Annotated in this window: 14 protein-coding genes and 2 riboswitches; of the genes, 10 read left to right on the top strand and 4 right to left on the bottom strand. The window is 61.0% G+C overall.

The genetic code is table 11. The features are described 5' to 3' along the window. The 10 genes from rlmB to B2X55_RS03660 all read left to right on the top strand — a co-directional run bounded on the left by rlmB (window position 1) and on the right by B2X55_RS03660 (window position 10845). Window positions 1-870 (top strand): 23S rRNA (guanosine(2251)-2'-O)-methyltransferase RlmB, encoded by an 870-nt coding sequence (rlmB, locus tag B2X55_RS03705; RefSeq protein ID WP_422655919.1) that lies wholly within the window; start codon window positions 1-3, stop codon window positions 868-870. Window positions 871-963: 93 nt separating this feature from the next. Then, window positions 964-1710 carry an RNA polymerase sporulation sigma factor SigH gene (sigH, locus tag B2X55_RS03700; protein WP_270527868.1) on the top strand — a complete coding sequence of 249 codons (747 nt, stop codon included), beginning with the start codon at window positions 964-966 and terminating at the stop codon, window positions 1708-1710. 17 nt (window positions 1711-1727) lie between these two features. After that, window positions 1728-1909: riboswitch (cobalamin riboswitch) on the top strand. A gap of 146 nt (window positions 1910-2055) precedes the next feature. Beyond that, on the top strand, window positions 2056-3051 hold the full coding sequence (locus B2X55_RS03695) for a sirohydrochlorin cobaltochelatase (RefSeq protein WP_286820939.1): 996 nt from the start codon (window positions 2056-2058) through the stop codon (window positions 3049-3051). 48 nt (window positions 3052-3099) lie between these two features. Then, window positions 3100-3238, top strand: a riboswitch (molybdenum cofactor riboswitch). Continuing rightward, window positions 3232-4023, top strand: a complete 792-nt coding sequence (gene modA, locus B2X55_RS03690; protein ID WP_286820937.1) for a molybdate ABC transporter substrate-binding protein — start codon at window positions 3232-3234, stop codon at window positions 4021-4023. It overlaps the preceding riboswitch by 7 nt. Continuing rightward, entirely contained in the window at window positions 4023-4694 is a 672-nt protein-coding gene (gene modB, locus B2X55_RS03685) for a molybdate ABC transporter permease subunit (RefSeq protein WP_226868256.1), read from the top strand. The genes modA and modB overlap by 1 nt, the downstream gene beginning before the upstream one ends. Window position 4695: 1 nt before the next feature. Further along, window positions 4696-5748, top strand: a complete 1053-nt coding sequence (locus B2X55_RS03680; RefSeq protein ID WP_270527872.1) for a sulfate/molybdate ABC transporter ATP-binding protein — start codon at window positions 4696-4698, stop codon at window positions 5746-5748. A gap of 66 nt (window positions 5749-5814) precedes the next feature. Then, window positions 5815-6816, top strand: coding sequence for an efflux RND transporter periplasmic adaptor subunit (locus B2X55_RS03675; protein ID WP_278823254.1), 1002 nt, complete (start codon window positions 5815-5817; stop codon window positions 6814-6816). 17 nt (window positions 6817-6833) lie between these two features. After that, complete coding sequence (locus B2X55_RS03670) at window positions 6834-8615, top strand: ATP-binding cassette domain-containing protein (RefSeq protein WP_286820934.1); 1782 nt, start codon at window positions 6834-6836, stop codon at window positions 8613-8615. After that, window positions 8612-9733 (top strand): ABC transporter permease, encoded by a 1122-nt coding sequence (locus tag B2X55_RS03665; protein WP_286820933.1) that lies wholly within the window; start codon window positions 8612-8614, stop codon window positions 9731-9733. Before B2X55_RS03670 ends, B2X55_RS03665 begins: the two co-directional genes overlap by 4 nt. Beyond that, window positions 9730-10845, top strand: coding sequence for an ABC transporter permease (locus tag B2X55_RS03660; protein ID WP_286820932.1), 1116 nt, complete (start codon window positions 9730-9732; stop codon window positions 10843-10845). Before B2X55_RS03665 ends, B2X55_RS03660 begins: the two co-directional genes overlap by 4 nt. Before the next feature lie 83 nt (window positions 10846-10928). On the opposite strand, the gene B2X55_RS03655 is transcribed toward B2X55_RS03660, so the two are convergent. From B2X55_RS03655 to B2X55_RS03640, 4 genes are all read right to left on the bottom strand, one after another. Continuing rightward, window positions 10929-11921: an inorganic phosphate transporter gene (locus tag B2X55_RS03655; protein WP_286820931.1), complete on the bottom strand. Its 993-nt coding sequence runs from the start codon at window positions 11919-11921 to the stop codon at window positions 10929-10931. Then, complete coding sequence (locus B2X55_RS03650) at window positions 11914-12540, bottom strand: DUF47 domain-containing protein (protein ID WP_286820929.1); 627 nt, start codon at window positions 12538-12540, stop codon at window positions 11914-11916. Before B2X55_RS03650 ends, B2X55_RS03655 begins: the two co-directional genes overlap by 8 nt. Before the next feature lie 167 nt (window positions 12541-12707). After that, window positions 12708-13199 carry an HMA2 domain-containing protein gene (locus B2X55_RS03645; protein ID WP_286820928.1) on the bottom strand — a complete coding sequence of 164 codons (492 nt, stop codon included), beginning with the start codon at window positions 13197-13199 and terminating at the stop codon, window positions 12708-12710. 210 nt (window positions 13200-13409) lie between these two features. Continuing rightward, window positions 13410-13610: zinc ribbon domain-containing protein (locus B2X55_RS03640; protein ID WP_286820926.1), on the bottom strand; the 201-nt coding region annotated here is incomplete at its 5' end.

Below are 13610 nucleotides of genomic sequence, written 5' to 3'. Positions count from 1 at the left end.
ATGGAACAGAAGAAAAAGGCGCGCCCGCAGGAGCGGCGCAGCAGGAAATTCGAGAAGGAGGCTCCGCGCCGCAAGAGGCCGCAGATGGAGGCTGAGCCGAAGCGCCGCGAAGAGCCGCGCGAGCTGCCGGACGATGTGCTCGTCGGCCGCAACGCCGTGACGGAAGCGCTGAAGTCGGGGCGCGGCATCAACAAGCTCTGGATCGCGAGCGGCGACCGCGAGGGCTCTGTCGCGGAGATCGCGGCGCTTGCCAAGGAGCGCGGCATCGTCGTGCAGTACGTGGAGCGCGCTAAGATCGAATCGCTCGCGGGCGGGCATCGTCATCAGGGCGTGCTCGCCTACGTCGCGCCCGTGCCCTATGCCGAGCTCGACGACATCCTGAAGGCAGCCGAGGCGAAGGGCGAGGCCCCGTTCCTCGTCCTTCTCGATGAGCTCGAGGACCCGCACAACCTCGGCGCGCTCTTGCGCACGGCGGATGCGACTGGCGTGCACGGCATCCTGATCCCGAAGCGCCGCAGCGTCTCCCTCAATGCGACCGTTGCCAAGACGTCGGCCGGCGCCGTCGAGTACGTGCCGGTCGCGCGCATCGGCAACATCGCACAGACGCTCAAGAAGCTCAAGGAGAAGGGCCTCTGGGTAGCCGGTGCCGACATGGACGGTGAGAAGGCGTACTATGAGGCGGACCTCACGGGCCCGCTCGTGCTCGTCGTCGGCAGCGAGGGCCGTGGTATGAGCCGGTTGACCAAGGAAGCGTGCGACTTCATCGTCAGCATGCCGATGGTCGGCCGCATCAATTCGCTCAATGCGTCGGTGGCTGGCTCCATCCTCATGTACGAATCCATGCGCCAGCGCCTCCAGAAGAAGGGCTGACGCCTTGAGCTTTTGGGCGAAAGGGCGTATAATCTCATCTATAAGGGCTATATAAGGGCTACGTGTTTGTCACAGTAAAAGGAGAAAAGTGCGATGGAAGAAGCAGCAGACACGGATATCATGGAGGACATGTACCGCAGATACGAGAATCTGACGGACGAAGAGATCCTCCTGGATATCAAGGAACACAACAATAAGGTCGCACTGGATTATCTGATCAACAAGTACCGGAATTTCGTTCGGGCAAAGGCGCGTTCGTACTTCCTCATCGGTGCCGACCGCGAGGACATCGTCCAGGAGGGCATGATCGGCTTCTACAAGGCCATCCGCGACTTCCGCGACGACAAGCTCTCGTCGTTCCGCGCTTTTGCGGAGCTCTGCGTGACGCGTCAGATCATCACAGCAATCAAGACGGCGACCCGTCAGAAACACATCCCGCTCAATTCGTATGTCTCGCTCAACAAGCCAATCTACGACGAGGATTCGGATCGGACGCTCCTCGACATCATCTCAGGAGCCAAGGTATCCGACCCAGAAGAGCTCGTCATCAGCCAGGAGGAATTCGTCGACATCGAGAAGAAGATGGAGGAGATCCTCTCCGACCTGGAGTGGAAGGTGCTTATGAGCTATCTCGACGGCAAGTCCTATCAGGAAATCGCCGAAGACCTCGGCCGCCATGTCAAGTCGATCGACAACGCGCTGCAGCGCGTCAAGCGCAAGCTCGAGAAGTACATGGAGACGCGCAGCGACGACATCGACATCAACACGATCTACAAGGGACTTTCGTCCATCAACCGCCGCCTGCGCTCCGCCGACGGCGGCAAGGACGTCGCGCCCTGACTTCGCCATCATGACAATTCCATAAAGAGGGAACAGGTGACGCCGCAAGGCGCTGAAAAGAGAAGCCGGTCAAAGCCGGCGCGGTCCCGCCGCTGTAAGGGGAGCGAATCTGCATAGATATGTCACTGGATGAACATCTGGGAAGGCGCAGAGGAGCGATGAACCGAGCCAGAAGAACTGCCTGTCCGAAAATCACCGTTACGACCTGCGAGCGATGGGAAGGCGATTGCTATCAGCAAAGCTGTGTCTTTGTGGCACGGTTTTTTACGATAGGAAGGCTTTTTTCGCGTGCGTGCGAGGAGAGCCTTTTTTGTTTGGGTAGACTTATTCAAAGGAGGAAACACAATGAAACATTGGCAGAAGATGCTGGCAGCCGGCCTGGTGTGCACGGCTGCTCTCGGCTGGAACCAGACGGCGACAGAGGCGGCGTACCAGCTCAATCCGGAGGTGAAGCATGCGACGATGGCCCTGAAACAGGCATCGGAGATCGGCGTGCTCAAGTATGAGAATCCGGCACTCAAGGATATGGCCGATAAAGATGCCATTGTCGTCATGACATTTGGCACGACTTATAGGGACACGCGCGCCAAGACGATCGATGCGACGGTCAAGGCCATCGAGGCGGCGCATCCGGGTGTCAAGGTCGTGACGGCCTACACCTCACACATCATCATCGACCGTGTGGCGAAGAACGAGGGCATCAAGTTCCCGACGCCGGAGGAGGCACTTGATGCCCTCAAGGCAGAGGGATACAGCCGCGTGGCACTCGTCTCGCTCGATGTCATCCCGGGCATGGAGTACAACTACGACCTCGGCGTCTATCACAACTACAAGGACCAGTTCAAGAAGATGACGCTCGGCACGTCGCTGATGTACTGGCAGGGCCAGGAGGGCCAGGCCGACGATGTGACGCAGACCATCAAGGCGCTCGCGACGCAGTTCCCGAAGCAGGGCAAGCACGATGCCATCCTGATCATGGCGCACGGCACGCCGCAAGTCTCGAATGCCTATTACTCCGTCATCCAGGCCAAGATTGACGAGCTCGGCTACAAGAATGTCTTCGTCTACACGGTCGAGGGCTGGCCTTCGCTCGAGACGGTCATGCCGAAGCTCAAGCAGAACGGCATCAAGCACGTCACACTGATGCCGATGATGATGGTCGCCGGCGATCACGCCAACAATGACATGGCAGGCGCTGAGCCCGACTCGCACAAGTCGATCCTCGAAGCCGCCGGCTACAAGGTCGACGCCTACATCCACGGCATCGGCGAGAATGCGGCCATCCAGTCCCTCTACCTCGAGCGCGCCAACGATGCCTGGAATGCGCTCGAAGCGAAGTGATCGGCGTGATATTTTTCATGGCAGAGAGCTTCATTTTCCGCTATAATGGATGAGTCGAAACTCCGAGCGAAAGCACTCTAAGGATGATGTCTTTCATCTATGAGGCTGAGCCTGGGTCAAACCCACAGGGCAGTGCTGGAAATGGCACTGCCTTCCGTTTTTGAAAAGGAGCTATGCACCATGAAAAAACTATTCACACTGATGGCAGTCTGCCTGCTCGCACTCGTGAGTGGCTGCGGCGGCCAGCAATCAAGCTCTCCGGAGCTCGCTGATAAGGGCCCCGTGGAACTCCACGTCTCGGCGGCCGCGAGCCTGACCGATGTCATGAACGAGATCGGCAAGGCGTATGAGCAGGAGCATCCAGACGTCAAGGTCGTCTTCAACTACGGCAGTTCGGGCGCTCTGCAACAGGCTATCGAGAATGGCGGCGCGGCCGATCTCTTCTTCTCGGCTGCGCAGAAGCAGATGGATGCACTCGATAAGCAGGGCCTGCTCGCGGACGGCACGCGTGAGGACCTGCTGCAGAATGAAGTCGTGCTGATCGTGCCGAAGGAAGGCGGCAGGGGCATCACTTCGTTTGACGCGCTCACGGGCGATGCTGTCGCGCACGTCGCGCTCGGCGAGCCGAAGGGCGTGCCGGTCGGCCAGTACTCCGAGGAGATCCTGACGAAGCTCGGCCTCCTCGATGACATCAGGGCCAAGGCTGTCTACGGCTCCGATGTGCGCCAGGTGCTCGCCTGGGTTGCATCGGGTGAAGCCGACGCCGGCCTCGTCTACGCGACGGATGCTGCTGTCGAGCCGTCGGTCCGCGTTGTCGCGACGGCACCGGCTGGCACGCATAAGCCCATCATTTACCCGGCAGCTGTCCTCAAGGACACGAAACATCTCGATACGGCAAAGGATTTCCTGGCCTTCGTCTCGAATGATAAGAACAAGGAACGCTTTGCGAAGTATGGCTTTGAGGTGAAATAATGGAATACGCACCGCTCTTCCTCACAATAAAGACAGCTGTGGTGGCGACGGTGGTCACGTTCTTTCTCGGCATTGGCCTGGCTCTGGCCGTCGCGCGCATGCGGCGTTTCCAAGGGCTGGCCGATGCCGTTATTACGTTGCCGCTCGTCCTGCCGCCGACGGTCGTCGGCTTTTTCCTGCTGCTGGCCTTCGGCCGCCGCAGCGCCATCGGCAAGTTTCTCCTGCAGTTCGATGTGACCATCGTCTTCACCTGGAAGGCCGCCGTCATCGCGGCCATCGTCGTCTCGCTGCCCCTGATGTACCGCACAGCGCGCGGTGCCTTCGAGCAGCTCGACCCCAACATCGTCGGGGCGGCGCGCACGCTCGGCGTCTCGGAGTGGCGCATCTTCTGGCACGTCCTTGTGCCGAATGCGCGCTCGGGTATCCTCGCGGGTCTCGTGCTCTCTTTCACGCGTGCGCTCGGCGAGTTCGGTGCGACGATCATGTTCGCCGGCAATATCCCCGGCGTCACGCAGACGATGAGCACGGCCGTCTACGCGGCCGTTCAGGCGAATGACTACGGTCTGGCCTTTGACTGGGCCATCGTCATCGTCGTCTTCTCGCTCGTCTTTGTCACGCTGATGAACAACTTGATTGCACGGACGGGCGCGCCGCGGCGCCGGGAGGTTTGAGATGGAATTAGATGTCAAGATCGAGAAGGAACTGCGCAATTTCATCTTGCGGGCGGACTTCACGCTGCGCGATGAGGTCTTTGCCCTGCTCGGCGCTTCAGGCTGCGGCAAGAGCATGACCCTCAAGTGCATCGCTGGGCTCGAGCGCCCCGACCGCGGGCGCATCGTGCTCGACGGCCGGGTGCTCTTTGACAGCGAGCAGGGCATCGACCTGTCCCCGCAAGAGCGGCGCGTCGGCTATCTCTTTCAGAACTTTGCCCTTTTTCCCAATATGACGATTGCCGAGAATATCCGCTTTGTCGCGCGGGGCACGCGGCAGCAGCGCGAGGCACGCGTGCGCGAGAATCTCGCGCGCTTCGACCTCACGGAGCTCGGCAACGCGTACCCGATGGAACTCTCGGGCGGCCAGCAGCAGCGCGCGGCGTTCGCGCGCATCCTCGCGTCCGATGCGAAGATCCTGCTGCTCGACGAGCCGTTCTCGGCGCTCGACCATTACCTGAAGTGGAAATTGGAGCTGGAACTCCGCGAGGTGCTGAAGTCGTATGGCGGCGCAGCCGTGCTCGTCTCGCACGACCGCGGTGAGGTCTATCGTCTGGCAAGCCGTGCCGCTGTCATCGAGCGCGGCCAGATGCAGCCGCCGCACACGCGCGATGCGCTCTTCGAGAATCCGCAGACGCTCGCGGCGACGCTCTTGACGGGCTGCAAGAATGTCTCGAAGGCGGAGCGTCTCGATGCGCATCGTGTGCGGGCAGCAGACTGGCAGCTCGACCTGACGGTCGCGGCGAGAGAGCCGCAGTCCGTCGCGTATGCGGGACTGCGGGCGCACTTCCTCGAATACCGCGAAGGGGCGGAAGACCCCGCGCGCAACATCTTCTCGATGGAAGTCGCGGATGTCATCGAGGATACCTTTTCGTATCTCGTCATGATCCGGCGCGCCGGGCATCAGGCCAGCTGCATCCGCTGGGAACTGCCGAAGGCAGAGTGGAGGGCTATCAAGGCACCTGTGCTTTCGGTATACTTCCCGCCGGAGAAGATCATGCTGATGGAGTCCTGATGCCATGCCCGTGGCGGCGGGGAAAGTCTGCATGCAGATTGTTCGGCAAGGATAGGAGGGATTATCATGAAACGGAGACAGAAGGGAATTCTGGCAGTCATCCTCGTGCTGCTCGTCGGCGCGGGAATCTTTGCCTATCATCACCATGAGGAAGCGGCAAAGCAGGCGGCTGCGCGGGAGCTCACGCTCTCAGGCAATGTCGACGTGCGCGAGGTGACGCTCTCCTTCCGCGGGAGTGACCGCGTCAAGGACATCCTGGTCGAGGAGGGCGATACGGTCGAAGAGGGGCAGGTCCTCGCGCGCCTCGACACGGATGAGCTCAACATCAACTTGCGCAAGACGAAGGCTCAGATCGCGGCGCAGCAGAGTACGGTCGCGAAGCTCCACAACGGCACGCGTGCCGAAGAGATTGCGCAGGCACAGCAGCGCTACAAGGCAGCTGAGGCAGCTGCCTCGAACGCACAGGGCATCTACGAGCGCCGCCAGGCCGTCTACGACAGCGTGGAAGGCGTGAGCGAGCAGGATCTCGACAACGCCCGCTCACAGGCTGAAGCCAAGCAGGCGGAGCTTGAGGCGGCCAAGGAGGCCTTGCGCGAGGCTCGCAACGGCCCGCGCTCGGAAGATATCGAGGCGGCTGAGGCCAATCTGCAGGCATTGGAAGAAGAGCAGTCGCGCGAAGAGTATCTGCTCTCGCAGTACGAGCTGCGCGCCCCGATGAAGGGCGTCATCCGCTCGCGGCTGCTAGAAGTGGGCGACATGGCCTCGCCCTCGACGCCTGTCTTCAAGCTATCCTTGCTCGACAAGAAGTGGGTCCGTGCCTACGTCAAGGAGAGTGACCTCGGCCACATCTACGAGGGGCAGAGCGCCAGGGTCTTCATCGACAGCCAGAGGGACAAGCCAATCGCTGGGCAGGTCGGCTACATCTCGGATACGGCGGAGTTCACGCCGAAGACGGTGCAGACAGATGAGTTGCGCACAGCGCTCGTCTACGAAGTGCGCATCTACGTCGATGACGCGGAGAACGTCCTGCGCCTCGGCATGCCGGCCACCGTCAAGATTGCGCTCTGAAGCGGGGAGGTGGTCGCATGATGGTCATTGAGGCGAAGGGACTGACCAAGGTGTTCCCGCTCGAGGACGGCAGGGCAGTCAAGGCGCTCTGCGGCGTGGACCTCTCGGTGCCGGAAGGCCAGCTCACGGCGCTAGTCGGCCCGGATGGTGCCGGCAAGACGACGCTCATGCGCCTGATCTGCGGGCTGATGACGAAGACGGCAGGGGAGCTCGCGGTCGCCGGGATCGATGTGACGGCGGAGCCGCAGGCCGTGCAGGATCTCTTGAGCTACATGCCGCAGAAGTTCGGTCTCTACGAGGACCTGACGGTGCAAGAGAATCTCGCCCTCTACGCCGACCTGCACGGCGTGCCGCAGGATGTGCGGGAAAAGCGCTTCGCGCATCTCCTTGCGATGACGGAGCTCGCGCCGTTCACTGCACGGCTCGCAGGCAAGCTGTCGGGCGGCATGAAGCAGAAGCTCGGCCTCGCCTGCACGCTCGTGCGCTCGCCGAAGCTCCTGCTGCTCGACGAGCCGACGGTCGGCGTCGATCCATTGTCGCGTCGCGAGCTCTGGCAGATCCTGCAGCAGCTCGTGCGCGAGGAGCATCTGTCGGTCTTTGTCAGCACGGCTTACATGGAGGAGGCGGCGCTTTGCGAGATGGTCTACGTGCTCAACCGCGGCCGCTTCCTCAAAGTCGGCACGCCGCAGGCGTTGCGGCAGATTGCCGCGGGGACGTGCTATGCAGTCTGTCCGCCAGCGGGCATGCCGCTGCGCTCGCTGCAGAGCCGCCTGCTCGCAGAAAACGGCGTCCTCGACGCCGTGCCGTCGGGCGGCGTCGTGCGCTTCACCACGCGCGGCGAGCCGCAGCAGCTTCTAGTGCTCGCGCGCCTCGGCATCGGGGCAGAAGCGGTAGCGCCGCGGCTCGAGGACGGCTTTATGACACTCTTGAAAGAGGATGCCGCAACGGATGGAAAAGGCGATGGTCTTCCGGAGACGGCGGCCAATTTGGGGGCCGGTACCTTTTCGGCCGCGCCAGTGAGCGAGGCACCTGTCGAGATTGAGGTGCACGATCTCGTCCGGAAATTCGGCGACTTCACGGCCGTCGCGCACACCTCGTTCTCGGTGCACCGCGGCGAGGTCTTCGGCCTGCTCGGACCGAACGGCGCAGGCAAGACGACGACGTTCCGCATGCTCTGCGGGCTCTTGCCCGCGACGAGCGGCAGGCTCTCGGTGGCGGGCGTCAACCTGCGCACAGCGCGCATCGAGGCGCGCGCCAATGTCGGCTACGTCGCGCAGAAGTTCTCGCTCTACAGCAGCCTGTCGGTCTACGAGAACCTGCGCTTCTTTGGCGGGGCCTACGGGCTCTCAGGGCATCATCTCTTCGAGCGCATCGAGGCGGTCATGGCGGAGTTTCACCTGCGCGAGGTAGCGGATCAAGCGGCTGGCAGCCTGCCGGGCGGCTACAAGCAGCGCTTGTCGATGGCGGCCGCCCTCATCCACGAGCCGAAGATCCTCTTCCTCGACGAGCCGACGAGCGGCATCGACCCCTTGGCGCGCCGCACGTTCTGGCGCGAGATCACGGCGCTTTCGGAGCGCGGCACGACGATCATCATCACGACGCACTTCATGCAGGAGGCGGAGTACTGCGACCGGTTCATGATCCAGGACCACGGCAGGATGCTCGTGCTCGGCAGCCCCGCAGAGATCCGGCAGCGCATGCAACTGCCGGATGCGACGATGGATGACATCTTCGTCGCGATTGTCGAGCAGGCGCGCGGCAAGGCATCGGAAAACAAGGCAAAGGGGGCGGTATCATGACAAGTGGATTCTGGCGCAGGCTCATCGCTTTGACGCGCAAGGAGACGCGCGAGCTCCTGCGCGACAGCAGCAGCCTGGCGCTCGGCGTCGTGCTGCCGCTCGTGCTCATCCTGATCATCGGCTACGGCATGAGCCTCGATGTCAAGCAGGTGCCGACGGCTGTTGTCCTCGAGGACAGCTCGCCGTTTGCGCGGCAGGCCGTGCACTTCACGCAGGGCTCGGAGTATTTCGCGCCTGTATTCGTCTCATCGCTGGCGGACGGCGAGGCGATGATGCGCCGTCACGAAGTCGATGCCATGCTCGTCGTGCCGCCGGACTTCTCGGCGCGCTTTGCCGAGGGCCGGGCAGAACTGCAAGTCATCCTCAATGGCACGGAGGCGACGACGGCCATGAGCGCGCAGGGTTACTTTGAGGCAGGCATCCTTACATGGGCCGCTGGCGAGGGAGCAAGGTGCGGGGCCCATTCAGGCGGTATCGCCATCGAGTCGCGCATCTGGTTCAACGATGCGAATACGAGCACGTGGTTCTACGTGCCGGGCATCCTCATGCTCGTGCTGACCATCAGCGGCGTTTTCCTGACGTCCGTTGTCATGGCGCGCGAGTGGGAGCGCGGCACGTTCGAGTCGCTCTTCGTCACGCCGATGAAGATTCTCGAGCTCGTCCTTTCTAAGACGATCCCGTACTTCGTCATCGCCATGCTCGGCATGGTGCTCTGCCTCATCGTCGGCCGAGTGCTCTATGACCTGCCGATGCGCGGCTCGCTCGCGTTGATTCTCGGCGAGTCGATGCTCTATCTCATCGTGGCGCTAGCCATCGGCCTCGTCATCTCGGCGCTGACGAAGAACCAGTTCCTCGCCTGCCACGTCTCACTGATGATCAGCTTCCTGCCGTCTGTCGTCCTGTCGGGCTTCCTGTTCGATCTGCACGCTGAGCCATTGGCCATCCGCATCGTCAGCGGCCTGATCCCGACGACGTACTACCTCGAACTCATGAAGTCCCTGTTCCTGTCGGGCGATTACTGGCCGCTCATCGTGCGCGATACGGCCATCCTCCTGGGCTTCGCCCTCTTCTTTCTCGGCTGGGCCTTTTACATGACGCGGAAGAAGGTGGAATCATGACTGCCCTGATCCGTTTCTTCCACCATCTCTACTTCCTCTGCCAGAAGGAGCTGCTCTCTCTCTTCAAGGACCCGCGCATGCGCATCCAGCTCGTCATGCCGGTCATCATCGAGGGATTCCTGTTCGGCTACGCGGCCAACTACAACATCGAGGAGGTTCCCTATGCCGTCGTCGATAATTCGGGCACGGCCTCTTCGCGCGACTTCCTCGCGCACATCGCAGCCGCGCCGACCTTCTCGTGCACGGCTGTCTGCGGCAATGTGCAGGAGGTCAGTGAACTGATTGATGCGGGAGAGATCCTCGGGGCCGTCGTCGTCCCCGAGGACTTCGAGAAAAAGCTCCTGCACGGCGGCCAAGCCCCTGTCCAGGTCATCACGGATGGCCGCAACCCGATGATCGCCTCGATGGTCACGAACTACATCGCGCACATCGCAGCCGACTGGAGCGCGGCAGCGGGCTTCGCGCACGAGACGGTGACGATCGAGACGCGCACCTGGTTCAACCCGAACCATCTCTCGCGCTGGACCTTCCTGCCGTCGTTCCTCGCGATGATCGCCTTCGTGCAGGTCATGTTCCTCGCGGGCCTCTCGATTGCGAAGGAGCGCGAGCAGGGGACGTTTGACCAGCTGCTCGTCACGCCGCTCTCGCCGACCGAGATCCTCATCGGCAAGGCGACGCCGCCCGTACTCGTCGGTCTCTTCCAGGCCTTCATGGTCTTCCTGATCGCGCGCTACTGGTTCGACGTGCCCTTTGCTGGCAATCTCTTCACGCTCTTCCTGACGCTGTTGATCTTCATGGTCAGCACGACGGGGCTCGGTCTCTCCATCTCGTCGGTCGCCAAGAACATGCAGCAGGTGCTCGTTTACCTGCTCGTGCTCATGGTCCCGATGGTCCTGCTGTCCGGCCTTGTGACGCCAATCCACAACATGCCGGCCTTCCTGCAGGCCGTGACGTACGCCAACCCGATGCGCTTCGTCATCGACGCCGTGCGCCGCATCTACCTCGAGGGCGCGGGCCTTTGCGATATCGCCTGGGACTTTGTGCCGATGCTCGCCGTGGCGGCTGTGACCATGCCGCTTGCCGGCTGGCTCTTCCGCCACAAGACGACATGACAAAAAAGAGCTGCCAGAAGGCAGCTCTTTTGAAATCCCTGAGATCAGGGAGGGGAAGGGAAAGCTGATTTTTGCGATTGACTTCAGAAGAGGTTGTGCACGATGAGGTACGAGATTGCACCCATCAGGGCTGTGCAGGGGATGGTCATGACCCAGGCCACGACCATCTGGCGTGCAACATCCCAGTGGACAGCCTTGACGCGCTCAGCAGAGCCGACGCCCATGATGGAGCCGGAAACGACATGCGTCGTCGAGACTGGCAAATGCAGGAGTGTTGCAGAGAAGATGACGAGCGAAGAGTTGAGATCGGCTGCAAAGCCGTGGATCGGATGCATCTTGAAGATTTTGCCGCCGACGGTGCGGATGATCTTCCAGCCGCCGACACTCGTGCCCGCCGCCATGGCCGCGGCGCAGAGCAGCTTGACGATGTCTGGCACTTCCAGGCTGCCGATGAAGCCGCCCGAGAGCAGGGCCAGCGTGATGATACCCATCGATTTCTGGGCGTCGTTCGAGCCGTGCGAGAAGGCCATGAGCGCGGCCGAGAGAACCTGCAGGCGGTTGGCCGTCAGATTGACTCTTGCCGGCTTGAAGGAATGGCAGATGGCGAAGACGATCTTCATGAGGATGTAGCCGATGGCCATCGCTGCGACAGGCGAGATGACGAGCGACAGCACGATCTTGAGGATGCCCCAGCCGTTGAGCGCCGAGACGCCGACGGAGACGATGACAGCACCGATGATGCCGCCAATCAGGGCGTGCGAGGAACTCGATGGCATGCCGAACCACCAGGTCAAGAGGTTCCAGATGATGGCGCCGATGAGGCCTGCAACAATGATGACCTCATTGATCATCGATGCAGAGGTGACGATGTCGCCGCCAATCGTCTTGGCGACACCCGTCGAGATCATGGCGCCGAGGAAGTTCAGGACGGCCGTGCCGATGATGGCGACGCCCGGGCGTATGGCGCGCGTCGATACGCAGGTGGCAATGGCATTGGCCGTATCGTGGAAGCCGTTGATGAAGTCGAATGTCAGGGCGAGCACGACGACGAGGATGATGAGTGACGTATCAGGCATACTTCATCGTCACCTCTTTGATGATGTTCGAGAGTTCCTCGACCTTGTCGGACGTCTCCTCGAGCGTCGCGAGGATGTCCTTCCAGCGGATCACGTCGAACAGATCCTTCTTGCCGTCGAAGAGCTCCGAGATCTCCTTGCGGTAGATCTGGTCAATCTCCGACTCGAGCTTGCTCAGGTGATCGGCGCGTGCCATGAGTTCCGCTTCATTGCGGTCGATGTTCTTGAGCAGCGAGAAGAGGGCCTTGAGCTCATCGGCCATCACGACAATCTGCTCCATGATCTTGGCAGCCGATGGGATCAGGCGATCGATGTGGTATATGCTCAGGCGCATCAGAGCGCCCTGCAGGCAGTCGATGCACTCTTCGAGGTGGCAGGTCAGCCGATAGAAATCCTCGCGGTCAATCGGTGTGATGAAGATGACGGAGAGCTTGTGGATGATATCCTGGTTGATCGCATCCGATTTGTGCTCGAGCTGGACGATGTCGTCGAGATGCTGCGGCAGTTTTGAGATGTCGGTCATGGCTTCCTGCGCGATCAGGGCGCCACGCTGGAAATTCTCGGCATTCTCCATCAAGTAGTCAAAGAATTCTTCGTGCTTGTTGCTGATACTGAACATTGGTAATCCTCCTTTGTATTTGTCTCTATTCTAGCAAGTGGAGCAGAGCGGATTGCGAAGGATAGGTTAACTTCTTGTAAAGATTCATGAGAAACGAAAGACCAGCCGTGCTTCAGAGGCACAGCTGGTCTTTGTCCGTTTCCTGTCGATTTTTGTGATGTGGCGCTTCAGTGAATCTTGGCGTGCTCGCGGATGAAGCTCTCGATGTTGGCGAGATGCGGATTCCTGCGCAGTTCGTCGGGGGCGTAGGTGATCAGCAGACTGCCGGTCGGCAGCGATACGACGGCGTCCTCGATGCCTTCAAAGGAGCGGAGGAAGGATGTGACTTGCCCGGCGAGCCTTGCATTGCCGGCGAGGGCGAGGTTGTAGACGCGGATGCGTCCCGGCAGATAGCTGGCGATATCCGTGCCGGCGAGGAAGGCGTGCAGCGAGATATGCTCCGCCTTGTCGGCTGCCCGGTGCGCCGTCTGGCCGATGATCTCCTTGGCATCATGCTTGAGCTTGCCCGCGTGCTGCAGGGCGTGCAGGATGGAGAGCACGCCCCAGACGGCGCCAAAGGCGATGTGGGCTTTCTTGCCGGTGAAGATCGTGGCGATGGTGGCCAGACCGCTGACGGTCAGCGGCAGGCCCAGGGGCATTTTCTTGAGTGCTTGTTTCATCGATGATTCCTGCTACTAAAAACATAGACAACAATGTGCATGTCTTAGAAAAATTCCTTATTCATCGTGTATGCTTTTGTCCAGGCAAGCCCTGAGACTACTCACAAGTTCTTGTACACTCCAAAGGCGTTGGCCGTATTCCTTGCTAGGCAAGGCAAAGGCCTGTTCCCGACTAGCCATCGGTACATTTATGAAATGCGCGAGCGTGAATCAGGCAATGCGATAATCCTTCGTATCGCGCAGATTCAGCGCTGCATTCAAATCGCGGTCTTCCTTGTAGCCGCATGCAGGACAGACGTAAGTGCGGTCTTTGAGTTTCAGGCCGCTATGCACATGCCCGCAGGCGTGGCAGGTCTTGGAACTCGGGTAGAAGCGGTCCGCGAGGTGGAATTCAATCCCGATGATCTCTGC

Source organism: Mitsuokella sp. UBA4253 (assembly GCF_002395285.1).
GTDB classification, from domain to species: Bacteria; Bacillota; Negativicutes; order Selenomonadales; family Selenomonadaceae; genus Mitsuokella; species Mitsuokella jalaludinii.
This window is presented reverse-complemented; position numbering and strand designations above follow the sequence as displayed.